The 14,870-nt window shown below is 68.7% G+C and carries 13 protein-coding genes and 2 pseudogenes; 12 read left to right on the top strand and 3 right to left on the bottom strand.

Features of this window, described 5'->3' with window-relative positions:
* The first annotated feature begins 138 nt into the window (after positions 1–138).
* The 4 genes from FV226_RS23885 (at position 139) to FV226_RS23870 (ending at position 3,606) form a co-directional block, all read left to right on the top strand.
* A complete protein-coding gene (locus FV226_RS23885) occupies positions 139–414 on the top strand; it encodes a hypothetical protein (RefSeq protein ID WP_147764878.1) in 276 nt (91 codons plus the stop codon).
* Between the two features lie 320 nt (positions 415–734).
* Positions 735–1,919: a YihY/virulence factor BrkB family protein gene (locus FV226_RS23880; RefSeq protein ID WP_187278838.1), complete on the top strand. Its 1,185-nt coding sequence runs from the start codon at positions 735–737 to the stop codon at positions 1,917–1,919.
* Positions 1,920–1,981: 62 nt separating this feature from the next.
* On the top strand, positions 1,982–2,413 hold the full coding sequence (msrB, locus tag FV226_RS23875; protein ID WP_147764877.1) for a peptide-methionine (R)-S-oxide reductase MsrB: 432 nt from the start codon (positions 1,982–1,984) through the stop codon (positions 2,411–2,413).
* 260 nt (positions 2,414–2,673) lie between these two features.
* Positions 2,674–3,606 carry a hypothetical protein gene (locus FV226_RS23870; protein ID WP_147764876.1) on the top strand — a complete coding sequence of 311 codons (933 nt, stop codon included), beginning with the start codon at positions 2,674–2,676 and terminating at the stop codon, positions 3,604–3,606.
* 94 nt (positions 3,607–3,700) lie between these two features.
* Here FV226_RS23870 and FV226_RS23865 read toward each other — a convergent pair whose 3' ends face one another.
* Positions 3,701–4,126 (bottom strand): L,D-transpeptidase, encoded by a 426-nt coding sequence (locus FV226_RS23865; protein ID WP_246685592.1) that lies wholly within the window; start codon positions 4,124–4,126, stop codon positions 3,701–3,703.
* A 258-nt stretch (positions 4,127–4,384) separates the two neighbouring features.
* Between FV226_RS23865 and FV226_RS23860 the strand changes: the two genes are divergently transcribed.
* From FV226_RS23860 to FV226_RS23825, 8 genes and pseudogenes are all read left to right on the top strand, one after another.
* On the top strand, positions 4,385–5,776 hold the full coding sequence (locus FV226_RS23860) for a dicarboxylate/amino acid:cation symporter (RefSeq protein WP_147752408.1): 1,392 nt from the start codon (positions 4,385–4,387) through the stop codon (positions 5,774–5,776).
* Positions 5,773–6,699 carry an ROK family protein gene (locus FV226_RS23855; protein WP_246691719.1) on the top strand — a complete coding sequence of 309 codons (927 nt, stop codon included), beginning with the start codon at positions 5,773–5,775 and terminating at the stop codon, positions 6,697–6,699. The genes FV226_RS23860 and FV226_RS23855 overlap by 4 nt, the downstream gene beginning before the upstream one ends.
* A 59-nt stretch (positions 6,700–6,758) precedes the next feature.
* Positions 6,759–7,769 carry a metalloregulator ArsR/SmtB family transcription factor gene (locus FV226_RS23850; protein WP_147764875.1) on the top strand — a complete coding sequence of 337 codons (1,011 nt, stop codon included), beginning with the start codon at positions 6,759–6,761 and terminating at the stop codon, positions 7,767–7,769.
* A gap of 56 nt (positions 7,770–7,825) precedes the next feature.
* Positions 7,826–8,746, top strand: coding sequence for a methylenetetrahydrofolate reductase [NAD(P)H] (metF, locus tag FV226_RS23845; RefSeq protein WP_147752399.1), 921 nt, complete (start codon positions 7,826–7,828; stop codon positions 8,744–8,746).
* 168 nt (positions 8,747–8,914) lie between these two features.
* Positions 8,915–12,667, top strand: a complete 3,753-nt coding sequence (gene metH, locus FV226_RS23840) for a methionine synthase (RefSeq protein WP_147764874.1) — start codon at positions 8,915–8,917, stop codon at positions 12,665–12,667.
* A 74-nt stretch (positions 12,668–12,741) separates the two neighbouring features.
* A pseudogene (locus FV226_RS23835) lies at positions 12,742–12,879 on the top strand (AbrB/MazE/SpoVT family DNA-binding domain-containing protein); the annotation flags it as partial.
* Positions 12,880–12,995: 116 nt separating this feature from the next.
* The gene (locus tag FV226_RS23830; protein ID WP_281406054.1) at positions 12,996–13,388 is read left to right on the top strand and encodes a type II toxin-antitoxin system VapC family toxin; all 393 of its coding nucleotides are present in this window, start codon (positions 12,996–12,998) and stop codon (positions 13,386–13,388) included.
* 96 nt (positions 13,389–13,484) lie between these two features.
* Complete coding sequence (locus tag FV226_RS23825; protein ID WP_147752403.1) at positions 13,485–13,931, top strand: hypothetical protein; 447 nt, start codon at positions 13,485–13,487, stop codon at positions 13,929–13,931.
* A gap of 80 nt (positions 13,932–14,011) precedes the next feature.
* Here the strand turns inward: FV226_RS23825 and FV226_RS23820 are convergent.
* Both FV226_RS23820 and FV226_RS23815 read right to left on the bottom strand, forming a co-directional pair.
* Positions 14,012–14,589 (bottom strand): annotated as a pseudogene (locus FV226_RS23820) (IS5 family transposase); the annotation flags it as partial.
* A gap of 69 nt (positions 14,590–14,658) precedes the next feature.
* A partial coding sequence (locus tag FV226_RS23815; RefSeq protein WP_147764870.1) for a transposase occupies positions 14,659–14,870 on the bottom strand: 212 nt, incomplete at its 5' end.

The raw sequence follows: 14,870 nt of genomic DNA, 5'->3' as shown, positions 1-14,870 counted from the left end.
ACTCGTGCAGCGAGGGCGGCAGCAACCAGCCCTGATCCACATCCCAGGAGCGAAACACCTTGGCCATGAGCCAAGTGAATCACCCTCCGGCCCCGCCGTCGAGAGGATTACTCGGACGCGCTCCTAGGGAGAAACGCCATGAAAGCGCTCACGCTCGCCCTCGCCGGAACGCTGCTCCTCGGATCGGTCGCCCTTGCCGCCGAGGGTGGTTCGGGCACCACCAAATCCGGCACCATGAACAGCACAGGCCCGAACGATGCCGGCGCGGGCTCGTCCCCGGGCGCGGCAGGCAGCGGGCCGACCACCGGCGACAAGAGCCGCTCCGGCACGTCCAACAGCACCGGCGCCAACGATGCCGGCGCCGGATCGACGCCGGGCGCATCCGGCAAGGGCACCAGCGCGCCCACCCGCTGAGAGCGGGTTCGCCCCGTGGGATCGGTCGGCCGGCCGACTGATCCCTAATGCCAAAGGACTTTCGCGAGGCCGAACCTCTGCGCCGCGGGAGGCGGCACACGGAGCATTGGAGTGCCGAACAGGCTCCGTAATCGCGATTCCTATTGATCGACACGGACGCGTGTTCCGGACAGCGCCTGAAAAACCGAAACCATCGCGCTCCCCGATCGCCGACGAGGCGATACGATGTCGTGTGTACGGAACCGTCCGACGGGGAACGCTCCCTGACAGACGACGTTCTAGCGGGGAAGCGCGGCTGTTCGCGCCCGGGTTCTGTCAGCATGCCTACGCCTTCCCCCGGTCCCCGAAGCGCGTCGTCGGAGGACGGGTCGGTCGTCTGGATGCTGATGCTGGGTTCGGCGCTGATCGCCCTCGTGGCGGCGCAGACGCGGAAGGGCATGCCGGAGGCGACCGCCACCGCGGATCCAGCTTTCGAGCCGCGGCCGCATCAGCGGGTCGCGCCGAACGGGCAGGCCGGCGCACGGTCGCATTCCGGCCGGTCGGCGCAGCGCGTCGCCGACACCCAGCCCGAGCGCGGCCGGGCCGCCACCGATCCCACCCAGATCACGGCCGCCGGCTGGAAGGACGTCGCGGTTCGCACGTTCCTCGAGTTCAACAAGGACCGCGTGCTGTCGGTCGCCGCAGGCGTCACCTTCTACACCCTGCTGTCGCTGTTTCCGGCGGTGGCGGCGCTCGTCTCCTGCTACGGGCTCTTCGCCGACGTGAACGTCATCAACGATCACCTCGCCAGCCTGCAGGGCGTGCTACCCTCGGGTGCGATCGAGATCATCGGCGAACAGGTCAAGCGGATCGCCGCCAAGGGCGGCGGCACCCTCGGGTTGACGTTCTTCACCAGCCTTGTGCTGTCGTTGTGGAGCGCGAACGCCGCGATGAAGGCGATGTTCGACGCGCTGAACGTCGTCTACGAAGAGCAGGAGAAGCGTAGCTTCGTCATGCTGAACCTGCGCTCGCTCACCTTCACCGTCGGCGCCCTGGTGTTCACGATCTTCGCGCTCGGCTCGATCGTGGTGCTGCCGGTGGTGTTCAACTTCATCGGTATCAGCGAGGGCGCCTGGTATGTCGCGGCCCTGCGCTGGCCTGCGCTGGTGGTCGTGCTGCTCGGCGGCCTGTCGCTGCTCTATCGCTACGGCCCTAGCCGCGAGCGCGCCCGCTGGCGTTGGGTCGGGGTCGGCAGCGTCGTGGCGGGCCTGCTCTGGCTCGTGGCCTCGCTGCTGTTCTCCTGGTACGTCTCCAGCTTCGGCAATTACAACGAGACCTACGGCTCGCTGGGCGCCGTGATCGGCTTCATGACCTGGATCTGGATCTCCTCCACGATCGTGCTGCTCGGCGGCGAGATCAACGCCGAGATCGAGCATCAGACCGGTCAGGACACCACCACGGGACCCGCCCTGCCGCTCGGCGAGCGCGAGGCGCGCATGGCCGACACCGTCGGCGCGGCGGCGTGACCGGCTCGCAGGCGCGGCCGCCCGGCCCCATATCGCGCCGACATCCACAAGCGGAGGATACGATGAGCGGATCGGATACGATGTCGGCGCCGGAGGCCCGGAGCGAGGCCGAGTGGAAGGCGACGCTCACGCCCGAGCAGTACCGGGTGCTGCGCGAGCACGGCACCGAGCGCGCCGGCACGAGTTGCTTGCTCGCGGAAAAGCGCCCGGGCACCTTCACCTGCGCCGGATGCGGCACGCCTCTCTTCGTCAACGAGACCAAGTTCGAATCCGGAACCGGCTGGCCGAGCTTCTTCGAGCCGCTCCCCGGCGCAGTCGAGACGCAGGTCGATCGCAGCCACTGGATGGTTCGCACCGAGGCGCATTGCGCCCGCTGCAAGGGGCATCTCGGCCACGTCTTCGACGACGGCCCGGCGCCGACGGGCCTCCGTTACTGCATGAACGGAACATCCCTCGCGTTCGCGCCGAAGGAGCCGGCCTCGGGAACGGTCTGAGGCAGGATAACGAGCGTCATCCAAGGTCTTGCGGCGTCCCGGTCTTGATTTCGTCGGCTTTTTGCTTAGTCCCTAAGCGGATCGACGGGCGGCGAAGGCCCTTTCCTTGGCGGACGACAGGCACGCGCCGCCAGGATCGACGCGCGGGACGGCCGGGCGTTTTAACGCTTCGCCCGGCCTCCCCTGCGGTCTTCGCCGCACGAAGCAGTACGGGCGGCATCTCCGGCGGTCGCCGGAGCGTCCTTGAGCGGAGGTTGAGTATGAGCGTCGTCCGGCGGTTTCTCGTGGCACCGGCCCTGGTGCGTCTGATCCGCAAGGAGCGCGGCGGCGGCCGGATCACCGAAGGCTACTTTGCACCCCAGGGCGGGCGGACCTCGTTCGTCCGGGTCGACGGGCAGCAATGCCACCTCGTCCTGGTGACCAAGGATGCGCAGGGTGCGGCCGCCGAGGAGCGGACCGACGTTCCCCGCGCCCACGGCGACGCGCTGCTAGACGTCTGCTCCGGCAAGGCCGCCTACGACCGCACCGCGGTGTCGCTCGGCGCGAAGGAGGCGATCATCGACCGCTACGTCAGCCCGGGCAGCCTCGATCTGGTCAGCGTGAGCTTCGACGAGCCCGGCGAGGCCGCGGCCTTCAGCGCCCCGGCTTGGTTCGGGCGTGACGTGACGGACGACGCCACTTTCGATTGCCAGGCGCTGGCGCTCCAAGGCATCCCGTCCACGGGCGAGATCGGTCTGAGCAACGCGGCGCTCGACGCCGTCCTCGACCTGATCGAGCCGCGCTTCGGCTTCGGCCGCTACGGCGCGAATGCGCGGACCGGCGACAAGCCGGCCGAGAAGGACGGCGTCGTCGACGCGCTGCGGCGGATCGCGGGTTCCGGCGCGCCGGCTGTAGCAGCGGCAGTTGCCGCCGCGCCCGTCGTCGAGGCGCCGCCCACTCCCGAGCCCGCGGCCCCGGAGCCGGTCGCGTCCGAACCCGAGCCCGCCCCGGCGCCGGCACATGTCGCGTCGGCCGAGCCTGAGCACGCCGCCGAGGCCCAGCCGCAGGACGCACGGATCGACGACGTGATCGAGAGCCTGTCGCAGGCGCTCGGCGCAGCAATCCAGCAGCCGCCGCAGGAGCCCGCGGGCGACGATCCGGCCTCGACCTTCGAGCGCTGGACCGTCCGGCCCCGTCGCACGCAACAGACCTGAGTGATAGACCGCTTTTACACTGATCGTTCGACGTCAGAGGACCGTCGCCGCAGCTGCGGCGGCGGTCCTCGCCGTTCGGGGCCGCCGCTACGGGTCAGCGACGGATGACGACGCTCGCCCCGCCGTAGCTCCTGGCCAGGCTGAACAGGCGGCTGGCATGGCCGGGCGCCAGGCGGACGCAACCATGGCTGGCGCGGCGGCCAAGCTGCCCGACCGAGTAGGTGCCGTGGATCGCGTAGCCGCCGCGGAAGAACATGGCGTGCGGCATCGGCGAGCCGTGATACTTGTGCGAGCGCCACATCGGCGCCATCAGCCCGACCCGGAAGTTGCCGTTCGGCGTCACGTAGCCGCTACGCGCCGTCGAGACCGGCCAATCGTGCGAGAGCGCGCCGTTGACGTAGACGCGCATGCGCTGGCGGGACTGGTCGACCTGAGCCACGATCCCGGCGCTCGCCGGCAGGGTGAGGGCAAGGCAGAGGAGGCCGCCGGCGGCGGGGAGGGCGGCACGGATCTGGGGCACGATGAAGCTCCGGCAATCAAGCAATCCGGCCGATGGACGACACCGTCCGGCGTCGATGTCGACGCGACCGCTACGACTTCAGTGCCCCCTGTACTCTGCCGCGAAAAGGCCGTTTTTCCTGGAGGAACAGGTTTTTGTCACGGGTTCGGCGTGTGGAAATACTCAGCCGCCGTTGAGGCTTGGAGCCAACTTCGCTAGCCTCCGGCAAAATGGGAGGGTGCACGGCAAGCGTGCACGGGCGAAATCATGGCGCAGGCGATGCACGGTTCGACGAGCGTGGCGGGGACCGCGAAGGCGGTCGCCCCGGAGCCCTGGTACAAGGTGCTCTACATCCAGGTGCTGATCGCGATCGCGCTCGGCATCCTGCTCGGCTACGTCGACCCCGGCTGGGGCAAGGCGATGAAGTGGCTTGGCGACGGCTTCATCGCCCTGATCAAGATGATGATCGCGCCGATCATCTTCTGCACCATCGTGCACGGCATCGCCTCGATCGGCGACCTGAAGAAGGTCGGTCGCGTCGGCCTCAAGGCGTTGATCTATTTCGAGGTCGTCTCGAGCTTCGCGCTGCTGATCGGCATCGTCGTCGGCGAGGTCGTCCGGCCGGGCGCGGGATTCGGCGCCGACCTGTCCAAGCTCGACGCCAAGGCGGTCGAGAGCTACGCCAGCAAGGCTGCCGCCGACTCCACCATCGCGCACATCCTGGGCCTCATCCCCAAGAGCTTCTTCGACGCGATGGCCACCGGCGACCTGCTCCAGGTGCTGCTGATCTCGATCCTCACCGGCTGCGTGCTCACCGGAATGGGCGCGAAGGGCGAGGCGATCACCAACGGCATCGACGCCGCCGGCCAGGTGTTCTTCCGCATCATCGGGCTGATCGTGAAGCTCGCCCCGATCGGGGCCTTCGGCGCGATGGCCTTCACGGTCGGCCAGTACGGCATCGGCAAGGTCGTCGACCTCGCCTGGCTCGTGGGCACCTTCTACACCACCTCGCTGCTGTTCATCTTCGTCGTGCTCGGCGGCATCGCGGCGTTCTGTGGGTTCTCGATCTTCAAGTTCCTCGCCTACATCAAGGACGAGCTCCTGATCGTGCTCGGCACCTCCTCGTCTGAGACGGTGCTGCCGCACATGATGACCAAGATGAAGCGCCTCGGCGCCTCGGACTCCGTCGTCGGCCTGGTGATCCCGACGGGTTACTCGTTCAACCTCGACGGCACCAACATCTACATGACGCTCACCACCCTGTTCCTGGCGCAGGCGGTGGGTGCGGACCTGACCTTCGGCCAGTACGCGACGATCTTCCTCGTGGCGATGCTGACCTCGAAGGGCGCCTCCGGGGTCACCGGCGCCGGCTTCATCACCCTGGCCGCGACGCTCGCCGCGATCCCGGGCACCCCCGTCCCGGTGGCGGCGATGACGCTGGTGCTGGGCGTCGACAAGTTCATGTCCGAGTGCCGCGCCCTGACCAACCTCATCGGCAACGGCGTCGCGACGATCGTCGTCTCGCGCTGGGAAGGCGAGCTGGACAAGGCCAAGCTCAACCAGGTGATGGCGCACCCGATCTCCATCGGCACGCACATCTCCGACGAGACGCCCGAGCCGATGACGGTCCAGAGCGGCCCGGCCGCGCCGAAGATCGCCGCCGCGGAGTGAGCGGGTCGCGCACCGGGGCAATCTTCCGCCTCGGCATCGATCTCGGAGGCACGAAGATCGCCGGCATCGTCCTCGATGCCGGCGGTTTCGTTCTGGCGGAGGCTCGGGTGCCGACGCCGCGGAACGACTATGCCGGCACGGTGCGGACGGTCGCGGAGCTCGTCGCCCGGCTCGAGGTGGAGGCCGGCTCGCCCTGCACCGTCGGCGTCGGGATGCCGGGGGCGATCTCGCCGGCGACCGGCCTGGTGAAGAACGCGAACTCGCACTGGCTCAACGGGCGGCCGTTCGGCGCCGACCTCGAAGCCGCGTTCGGGCGTCCCATCCGCATCGAGAACGACGCCAACTGTCTCGCGGTGTCCGAGGCGGTGGATGGCGCGGGCGCCGGGTCGAGCCTCGTCTGGGCTGTGATCCTCGGCACCGGCGTCGGCTCCGGCATCGCCTGGGATCGCAGGCCGCTCGCCGGCCGCGGCCGCATCGCCGGCGAGTGGGGTCACAACCCGCTGCCGAGCCCGGACGACGACGAGCGGCCCGGGCCGGCCTGCTATTGCGGGCGCCACGGCTGCATCGAGACCTGGGTGTCGGGGCCGGCGCTCGCCGCCGACCATGCCCGCCGCACCGGCATCACCCGCTCCGGCGAGGCCGTCGTCGCGGCGATGCGCGCAGGCGAGGCCGGCGCGCGGGCGAGCTTCGCCGCCTATCTCGACCGGCTTGGCCGCGGTGTCGCCCACGTGGTCAACATCCTCGATCCCGACGTGGTCGTGATCGGCGGCGGCCTCTCGCGGGTCCCGGAACTGATCGGCGGACTGCCGGCGGCGACCGCGCCGCACGTGTTCTCGGACCGCTTCGACACGCCGATCCGCGAAAGCCTGCACGGCGACGCCTCCGGCGTGCGCGGCGCTGCGTGGCTGTGGGATGCCGAATAGGCGTCGTGCTTAAGAAAAGGCGCTTGCCACAAGACGCGATCGAACATAAAGATATCTTTATGTCTCATGATCGCGCCCAGACGACGGCACCGGTCTCCTTCCCCGACGCCCTCGGTGTGCTCCGGGCGGCGGCTGAGGAGACGCGCCTGCGCATCCTGGCGCTGCTGTCGGAGGGCGAGCTCTCGGTCTCCGACCTCACCGACATCCTCGGCCAGTCGCAGCCGCGGATTTCGCGCCACCTCAAGCTTCTCGTCGAGGCCGGGCTCATCGAGCGCCACCGCGAAGGGGCTTGGGCGTTCTTCCGCTTGTCCGAGACCCGGGCCGGCCTCGTCGATCCGCTGATCGCGGGGCTCGCACGCGACGGCGCACCGCTCTCCGAGGATCGCGCCCGGCTCGATGCGGTCCGCAACCAGCGGGCGGAAACCGCCAAGACCTTCTTCGCGCGGCTCGCGCCGAAATGGGACGAGCTGCGCTCGCTCCACGTGCCCGAGGCCACCGTCGAGGCGGCTGTTTTGGCGGCGCTCGGTCCGCGCCCGGTCCGCAGCCTGATCGATCTCGGCACCGGCACCGGGAGGATGCTCGGGCTGCTGGCGCCGCTCGCCGCCCGCGCGACCGGCCTCGACTCGAGCCACGCCATGTTGTCGGTCGCCCGCGCCAACCTCGAGCGGATGGGCCTTTCGCGGGTCGACCTACGCCAAGGTGACATCCACGCGCCGCCCTTCGCCCGCGGAAGCTTCGACCTCGTGGTGGTGCATCAGGTGCTGCATTACCTCGACGAGCCTGGGCGCGCCTTGCGCGAGGCGGCCCGCCTCGTGGCGCCGGGCGGTCGGATGCTGGTGGTCGATTTCGCGCCGCACGACCTCGAATTCCTGCGCGAGTCGCAGGCTCACCGCCGCCTGGGCTTTGCCGCCGACCAGGTCTCGGGCTGGCTGGCCGAGGCCGGGCTCGACACCGAGGTGACCCGCGACCTCGCACCGACGGACAGGGCCCAGCTCACCGTCACCCTCTGGCTCGCGGCGGACCGCCGCGCGATGCCCGAGGCCATCCGACCCGAGCGCGCCGTCGCCTGAGGCGGCCAGATATCCGTGACGATCGTCTGAACCGAACGACATCGAGGACGAAGCCCATGCCGAACGCCATCCGCCACCGTGCCAGCCGCGACGGCTACCACCCGATCCGCGTCTCGATCGAGTTCTTCCCGCCGAAGACCGAGGAGATGGAGAAGATCCTTTGGTCCTCGATCGAGCGCCTGGCGCCGCTCGGGCCGAAGTTCGTCTCGGTGACCTACGGCGCAGGCGGCTCCACCCGCGAGCGTACCCACAACACCGTCGCCCGCATGGTGACCGAGACCGGCCTCAAGCCGGCCGCCCACCTCACCTGCGTGGACGCGACCCGCGACGAGATCGATGCGGTGGTGCAGTCCTACTGGGATGCCGGCGTGCGCCACATCGTGGCGCTGCGCGGCGACCCGGCCGAGGGCGTCGGCCACGCCTACCGGCCGCATCCCGGCGGCTACGCGCAGACCTCGGACCTCGTGGCCGGCATCAAGCGGATCGGCGACTTCAAGGTCTCGGTCTCGGCCTATCCCGAGAAGCACCCCGAGGCCGCCTCGCTCGACGCCGACATCGACGCGCTGAAGGCCAAGGTCGACGCCGGCGCCGACCAGGCGATCACGCAGTTCTTCTTCGAGAACGAGGTCTACCTGCGCTACGTCGACAAGGTGCGCGCCGCCGGCATCGACATCCCGATCATCCCCGGCATCCTGCCGGTGCAGAACTTCAAGCAGGCTGCCAACTTCGCCCGCCGCACCGGCGCCTCGGTGCCGTACTGGCTGGCGGCGCGGTTCGAGGGGCTTGAGGGCGACGTCGAGACTCGCCGGCTGGTGGCGGCGGCCGTGGCGGCCGAGCAGGTGCTCGATCTGGTGGACGAGGGGGTCAACGACTTCCACTTCTACTCGATGAACCGCTCCGACCTCGTCTACGCGATCTGCCATCTTCTCGGCCTGCGTGCCCAGGCGCCGAAGGTGATGGCGGCGAAGGCCGCCTGACGGCTCGACCGCTCCGTCATCCCGGGGCGCCGCAGGCGAGCCCGGGATCCAGACGCTCCGACCTTGCCGAAACGACTTCGACGACAGCCGAAACCGACCTCCCGGACCCGTCGCGGTTCTGGATTCCGGGCTCCGCTGCGCGGCCCCGGAATGACGAGTGAGACATCCATGACCGACCTCCGCCCCGTCGACGGCACCGAAATCGAAGCCGCCCTGCGCCAGCGCGCCAAGGAGAAGATCCTCGTCCTCGACGGGGCGATGGGCACCGTGATCCAGCGCCTCGGCTATGGCGAGGCCGACTTCCGGGGCGAACGGTTCAAGGACCACTCCCACGACCAGAAGGGCAACAACGACCTCCTGATCCTGACGCAGCCCGACGCGATCCGGCAGATCCACCTCGACTACTTCCTGGCCGGCGCCGACGTCTGCGAGACCAACACCTTCTCCGGCACCACGATCGCGCAAGGCGATTACGGCATGGAATCGGTGATTCACGAGCTGAACGCGCAAGGCGCGCGGCTCGCCCGCGAGGCCGCCAAGCTCGCCGAGGAGAAGGACGGCCGCCGCCGGTTCGTCGCCGGCGCCGTCGGCCCGACCAACCGCACGCTGTCGATCTCGCCGGACGTGAACAACCCCGGCTACCGCGCCGTGACCTTCGATCAGGTCAAGCAGGCCTATGCCGAGCAGGTCCGCGGCCTGATGGACGGCGGCGCCGAGCTGATCCTGATCGAGACCATTTTCGACACCCTCAATGCCAAGGCGGCGATCGCGGCCACCTGGCAGGTGTTCGACGAGCGCGGCGTCAAGCTGCCGATCCAGATCTCCGGCACGATCACCGACCTGTCCGGGCGCACCCTGTCGGGCCAGACCCCCGAGGCGTTCTGGAATGCGCTGCGCCATTGCCGGCCGCTGACCTTCGGCCTCAACTGCGCCCTCGGCGCCCGCGAGATGCGCGGCCACATCTCCGAGCTCTCCCGCGTCTGCGACACGCTGGTCTGCGCCTACCCGAATGCCGGCCTGCCCAACGAGTTCGGCCTCTACGACGAGAGCCCGGAGGCGATGGCCAAGCTCGTCGCCGAGTTCGCCGAGGGCGGCATCGTCAACATGGTCGGCGGCTGCTGCGGCACCACGCCGGACCACATCCGCGCCATTGCCGAGGCCGTCGCCGGCAAGACGCCGCGAGCGATCCCGACGATCGCGCCGCTGATGCGGTTGTCCGGCCTGGAGCCGTTCACGCTGACGAAGGAGATTCCCTTCGTGAACGTCGGCGAGCGCACGAACGTCACCGGCTCGGCCAAGTTCCGCAAGCTCGTCACGGCAGGCGACTATGCGGCGGCCCTCGACGTGGCGCGCGACCAAGTCGCGGCCGGCGCCAGCATCATCGACGTCAACATGGACGAGGGCCTGCTCGATTCCGAGAAGGCGATGGTCGAGTTCCTCAACCTCGTCGCCGCCGAGCCCGACATCGCCCGCGTGCCGGTGATGGTCGATTCCTCGAAGTTCCACGTCATCGAAGCCGGCCTCAAGTGCATCCAGGGCAAGGCGATCGTGAACTCGATCTCCATGAAGGAGGGCATCGAGAAGTTCATCGCCGACGCCAAGGTGTGCCGTTCCTACGGCGCGGCCGTGGTGGTGATGGCCTTCGACGAAGAGGGGCAGGCCGACACGCTGGAGCGCAAGGTCGAAATCTGCACCAAGGCCTACAAGGTGCTGACCGAGGAGGTCGGCTTTCCGCCCGAGGACATCATCTTCGATCCGAACGTGTTCGCGGTGGCGACCGGCATCGAAGAGCACAACGGCTACGGCGTCGCCTTCATCGAGGCCACCCGCATCATCCGCGAGACGCTGCCCCACGCCCACATCTCGGGCGGCATCTCGAACCTGAGCTTCGCCTTCCGCGGCAACGAGCCCGTGCGCGAGGCGATGCACGCAGTGTTCCTGTACCACGCGATCAAGGTCGGCATGGACATGGGCATCGTGAACGCGGGCCAGCTCGCGGTCTACGACCAGCTTCCGGCGGAGCTGCGCGAGCTGTGCGAGGACGTGGTCCTCAACCGGCGCGACGATTCCACCGACCGCCTGCTGGAGTCGGCCGAACGCTTCAAGACCGGCGCTTCGGCCCAGGCCAAGACCGCCGACCTGACCTGGCGCCAGAACACGGTCGAGAAGCGCATCGAGCATGCGCTGGTCAACGGCATCACCGAGTACATCCTCGCCGACACCGAGGAGGCGCGCCAGGGCGTCGAGCGCCCGCTCCACGTCATCGAGGGGCCGCTGATGGCCGGCATGAACGTGGTCGGCGACCTGTTCGGCTCCGGTAAGATGTTCCTGCCGCAGGTGGTGAAGTCCGCCCGCGTGATGAAGCAGGCGGTGGCCTACCTCGAGCCGTACATGGAGGCGGAGAAGCTCGCCAACGGCGGCGACGGCAAGCGCCGCGCCGCCGGCAAGGTGCTGATGGCCACCGTGAAGGGCGACGTCCACGACATCGGCAAGAACATCGTCGGCGTCGTGCTGGCCTGCAACAACTACGAGATCATCGATCTCGGCGTGATGGTGCCAGCGGCCAAGATCCTCGACGTCGCTCGCAAGGAGAACGTCGACATTGTCGGGCTGTCTGGGCTGATCACGCCCTCGCTCGACGAGATGGTGCACGTCGCCGCCGAGATGGAGCGCGAGGGCTTCGACGTGCCGCTGCTGATCGGCGGCGCCACCACCAGCCGCGTCCACACCGCGGTGAAGATCCACCCGTCCTACCAGCGGGGCCAAGCGATCTACGTCACCGACGCCAGCCGCGCGGTCGGCGTAGTGTCGAGCCTGATCTCCAAGGAGACCCGCGGCGGCGTGATCGAGAAGGTGCAGGCCGAGTACGCCAAGGTCGCCGACGCCCACGCCCGCTCGGAGCTCGACAAGCAGCGCCTGCCGCTCGCCAAGGCCCGCGCCAACGCCTTCAAGATTGACTGGACGGAGTACGCACAGAAGAAGCCGAGCTTCACCGGCACCCGCGTCTTCGGCACCTACGAGGTCGCGGACCTCGTGCCCTACATCGACTGGACGCCGTTCCTGCAGACCTACGAGTTCAAGGGCCGCTACCCGGCGATCTTCGAGGATCCGAACCAGGGGCCGGCGGCCAAAGCCCTGTTCGACGACGCGCAGGCGATGCTGAAGCAGATCGTCGCCGAGCGCTGGTTCAACCCGAAGGCGATCCTGGGGTTCTGGCCGGCCAACGCGATAGGCGACGACATCGCCCTCTACACCGGGGAGAGCCGGTCCGAGCAACTCGCCACCTTCCACGGCCTGCGCCAGCAGCTGTCGAAGCGCGACGGCCGGCCGAACACCTGCCTGTCCGACTTCGTCGCGCCGGCCGAGACCGGGATCGCCGACTACGTCGGCGGCTTCGTCGTCACGGCGGGCCTGGAAGAGGTGCGGATCGCCGAGAAGTTCGAGCGGGCCAACGACGACTACCGCTCGATCCTGGTCAAGGCGCTCGCCGACCGCATCGCCGAGGCCTTCGCCGAGCGCATGCACGAGCGCGTGCGGCGCGAGTTCTGGGGCTATGCGCCGGACGAGACCTTCGCGCCGGAAGACCTCGTGCGCGAGGAATACGACGGCATCCGCCCGGCCCCGGGCTACCCGTCGCAGCCCGACCACACCGAGAAGGTCACCCTGTTCGACCTGCTCCAGGCCGAGCGCCGCATCGGTGTGAAGCTCACCGAATCCTACGCCATGTGGCCGGGCTCGTCGGTCTCCGGCCTCTACCTCGCGCACCCGAAGGCACACTATTTCGGCGTCGCGAAGGTCGAGCGCGACCAGGTCGAGGATTACGCCGAGCGCAAGGGCATGGACCTCCATGCCGTGGAGCGCTGGCTCGGGCCGATCCTGAACTACGACCCGGCACGGTATCTGGCGGTGGCGGCGGAGTAGCGGGCCCGCCTCGCCCGTTTCCTGCCTGGACGCCATCTGCATAAATCCCTTGGAAGATATGGCAGGTGGCAGTCATGGCCGACATCGCGAAGGTGTTCTGGTCCGGGCAATCGCAGGCCGTCCGCTTGCCGAAGGAACTCCGCTTCGACGCGGAGGCGGTGCGGATCAGGCGCGATGGCTACGCCGTCATCCTCGAACCGTTGGACGACGAGTAGGCGTCGTTTCCTCACCTGACCGACGAGGTCGCCACGGGCCTTCTAGCGGCCGTCGAGCAGGATTTGCCGCAGCAGGACCGACCCGGTCTCGATGCGCTCTTCGACAGAGGTTCCTGCTCGACACGAACGTGCTGATCGCGGTGATGAACCGGAGACCTGTCGTCACCGAAAAGGTCTTCGGCCATCCCAGACGCGCTTACGGCCTCTCCGTCATCGTCGCGCACGAGCTTCTGTTCGGAGCCTTTCGCGCTCTGCGCGTCGACGTCGCCCTCGAAGCGTTCGAGGGATTGCGCATGTCGATCGTGGATTTCGCGTTGGACGACGACCGCAAGGCGGGCGAGATTCGTGCCGCGTTCGCCGAGGCCGGAACGCCGATCGGCCCCTACGACGCGCTGATCGCCGGCCAGGCGCTCGCCCGAAACCTGATCCTCGTCACCCGCGACGTACGCGAATTCGCGCGGGTGCCGGGCTTGCGCGTCGAGGATTGGGAGGGTGGGGGCGCATAAGCCGGCACCTGTGTCCCAGTGGAGCTTGACCGGGCGGCCATCGCGGCTTCAATGCCCGGGCGGGATGGTCCGCGGGCGGGTTGCGTGGAGACGGGTATGCAGCGGCTGGCGTTCCTCCTCGCCGTCGCGACGGGCCTCGCGGTCACCGGCTGCACCGGCTTCTCCCACATCTCCAAGACCTACGTCAGCCTGACGCCGCAGGTAGTCACGATCTCCTGCAACGATCCCTACGAAGTCTACGACCAGCGCCAGCAGCGGCGGATGCTCGTCGTCTCGAACGCCCTGCGCGAGGTCACCGGCTGCGGCATCGGCGACCGCTACGCCGAGCGCGACCCCGGCGAGACGCGGGCGGCGCGTTTCCGCCTCGCGGCGCGGACCTACCTCGACGAGACCGTGCGCGAGGATTGCAAGATCACCGGCGAGGCGGTGTTTACTGACCTGCAGACCGAGTTCGTCTACGCCTGCGGCGGCCCGATCGAGTCGCGCACCGCGAAGGTGCCGCGCCTGCCCGGCCGCACAACCCCCGGCATCGGGCTGCGCTAGAGCATTTTCAAGCGAGGTGGAGACCGGCTCGCGTGAAGAAAATGTGACCAACAACAGGCTAGGGCGTAGTGAGGATTTAACTATTTGAGCCAGATGATGATGGCTGCCATGGTGACGAAGCTGAGGAAGTTGACGAGGAGCTTGTCGTAGCGGGTGGCGACGCGGCGGAATTGTTTGAGCTTTGCAAAGCAGCGTTCGATCAGGTTGCGCTCTTTATAGAGGTGCTTGTCGTAGGCGTGCGGCCGGCGCCGATTGGGCCGCGGCGGGATGACGGGCTGAGCCTCGGCGTCGAGCACGGTATCGTGGAAGTGTTCGGCATCGTAGGCCCGGTCGGCGATGACGTGGCGGCAGGCGAGCCCTTCGATCAGTTCGGCCGCGCGCAACACCTCGCCCTGCTGGCCGGGGCCTGCGAGTAACCGCACGGGGTTGCCCAGCGCGTCGCAGGCGAGGTGGATCTTGGTGCTCAGGCCGCCGCGGGAGCGGCCCAGGCCCTGGGCATTCGAGCCCCCTTTTCCCGGCGGGCTCCGGCGGCCTGCTGGTGGGCGCGCACGATGGTGGCGTCCACGCAGACCCATTCGAGGTCGGCCTCCTCGGAGAGCACCGCGAGGATGTCGGACAGCACCCCGCGGGCCATCCAGTCGTAATAGCGGCGCTTGACCGTCCCGACCTTGCCGAAGCGGTCGGGCGGGACTATCGGAAATTCCGTGTTTGGGCGGCGGGTTGCACATCAGGCCGCCATGGCCCGGGTGAAGCGCTCGCCGAAGATGACGGCGAACTGGGCCTTGGCCATGACCCACTCACGCGGGCCCATCTTCCACGCCTTCTCGGAGCGGTTCAAGACCAGGTAGAGCAGCTTCAGCGCGGCCTCGTCGGTCGGGAAGTGGCCCCGGGCGCGCACGGCCCGGCGTAGCGTGGCGTTCAAGGCCTCGATGGCGTTCG

The organism is Methylobacterium sp. WL12 (assembly GCF_008039475.1).
In the GTDB taxonomy this organism is placed as follows: Bacteria; Pseudomonadota; Alphaproteobacteria; order Rhizobiales; family Beijerinckiaceae; genus Methylobacterium; species Methylobacterium cerastii.
Note: the sequence above shows the minus strand (reverse complement) of the source record. Positions and strands in the feature narration are given on the sequence as shown.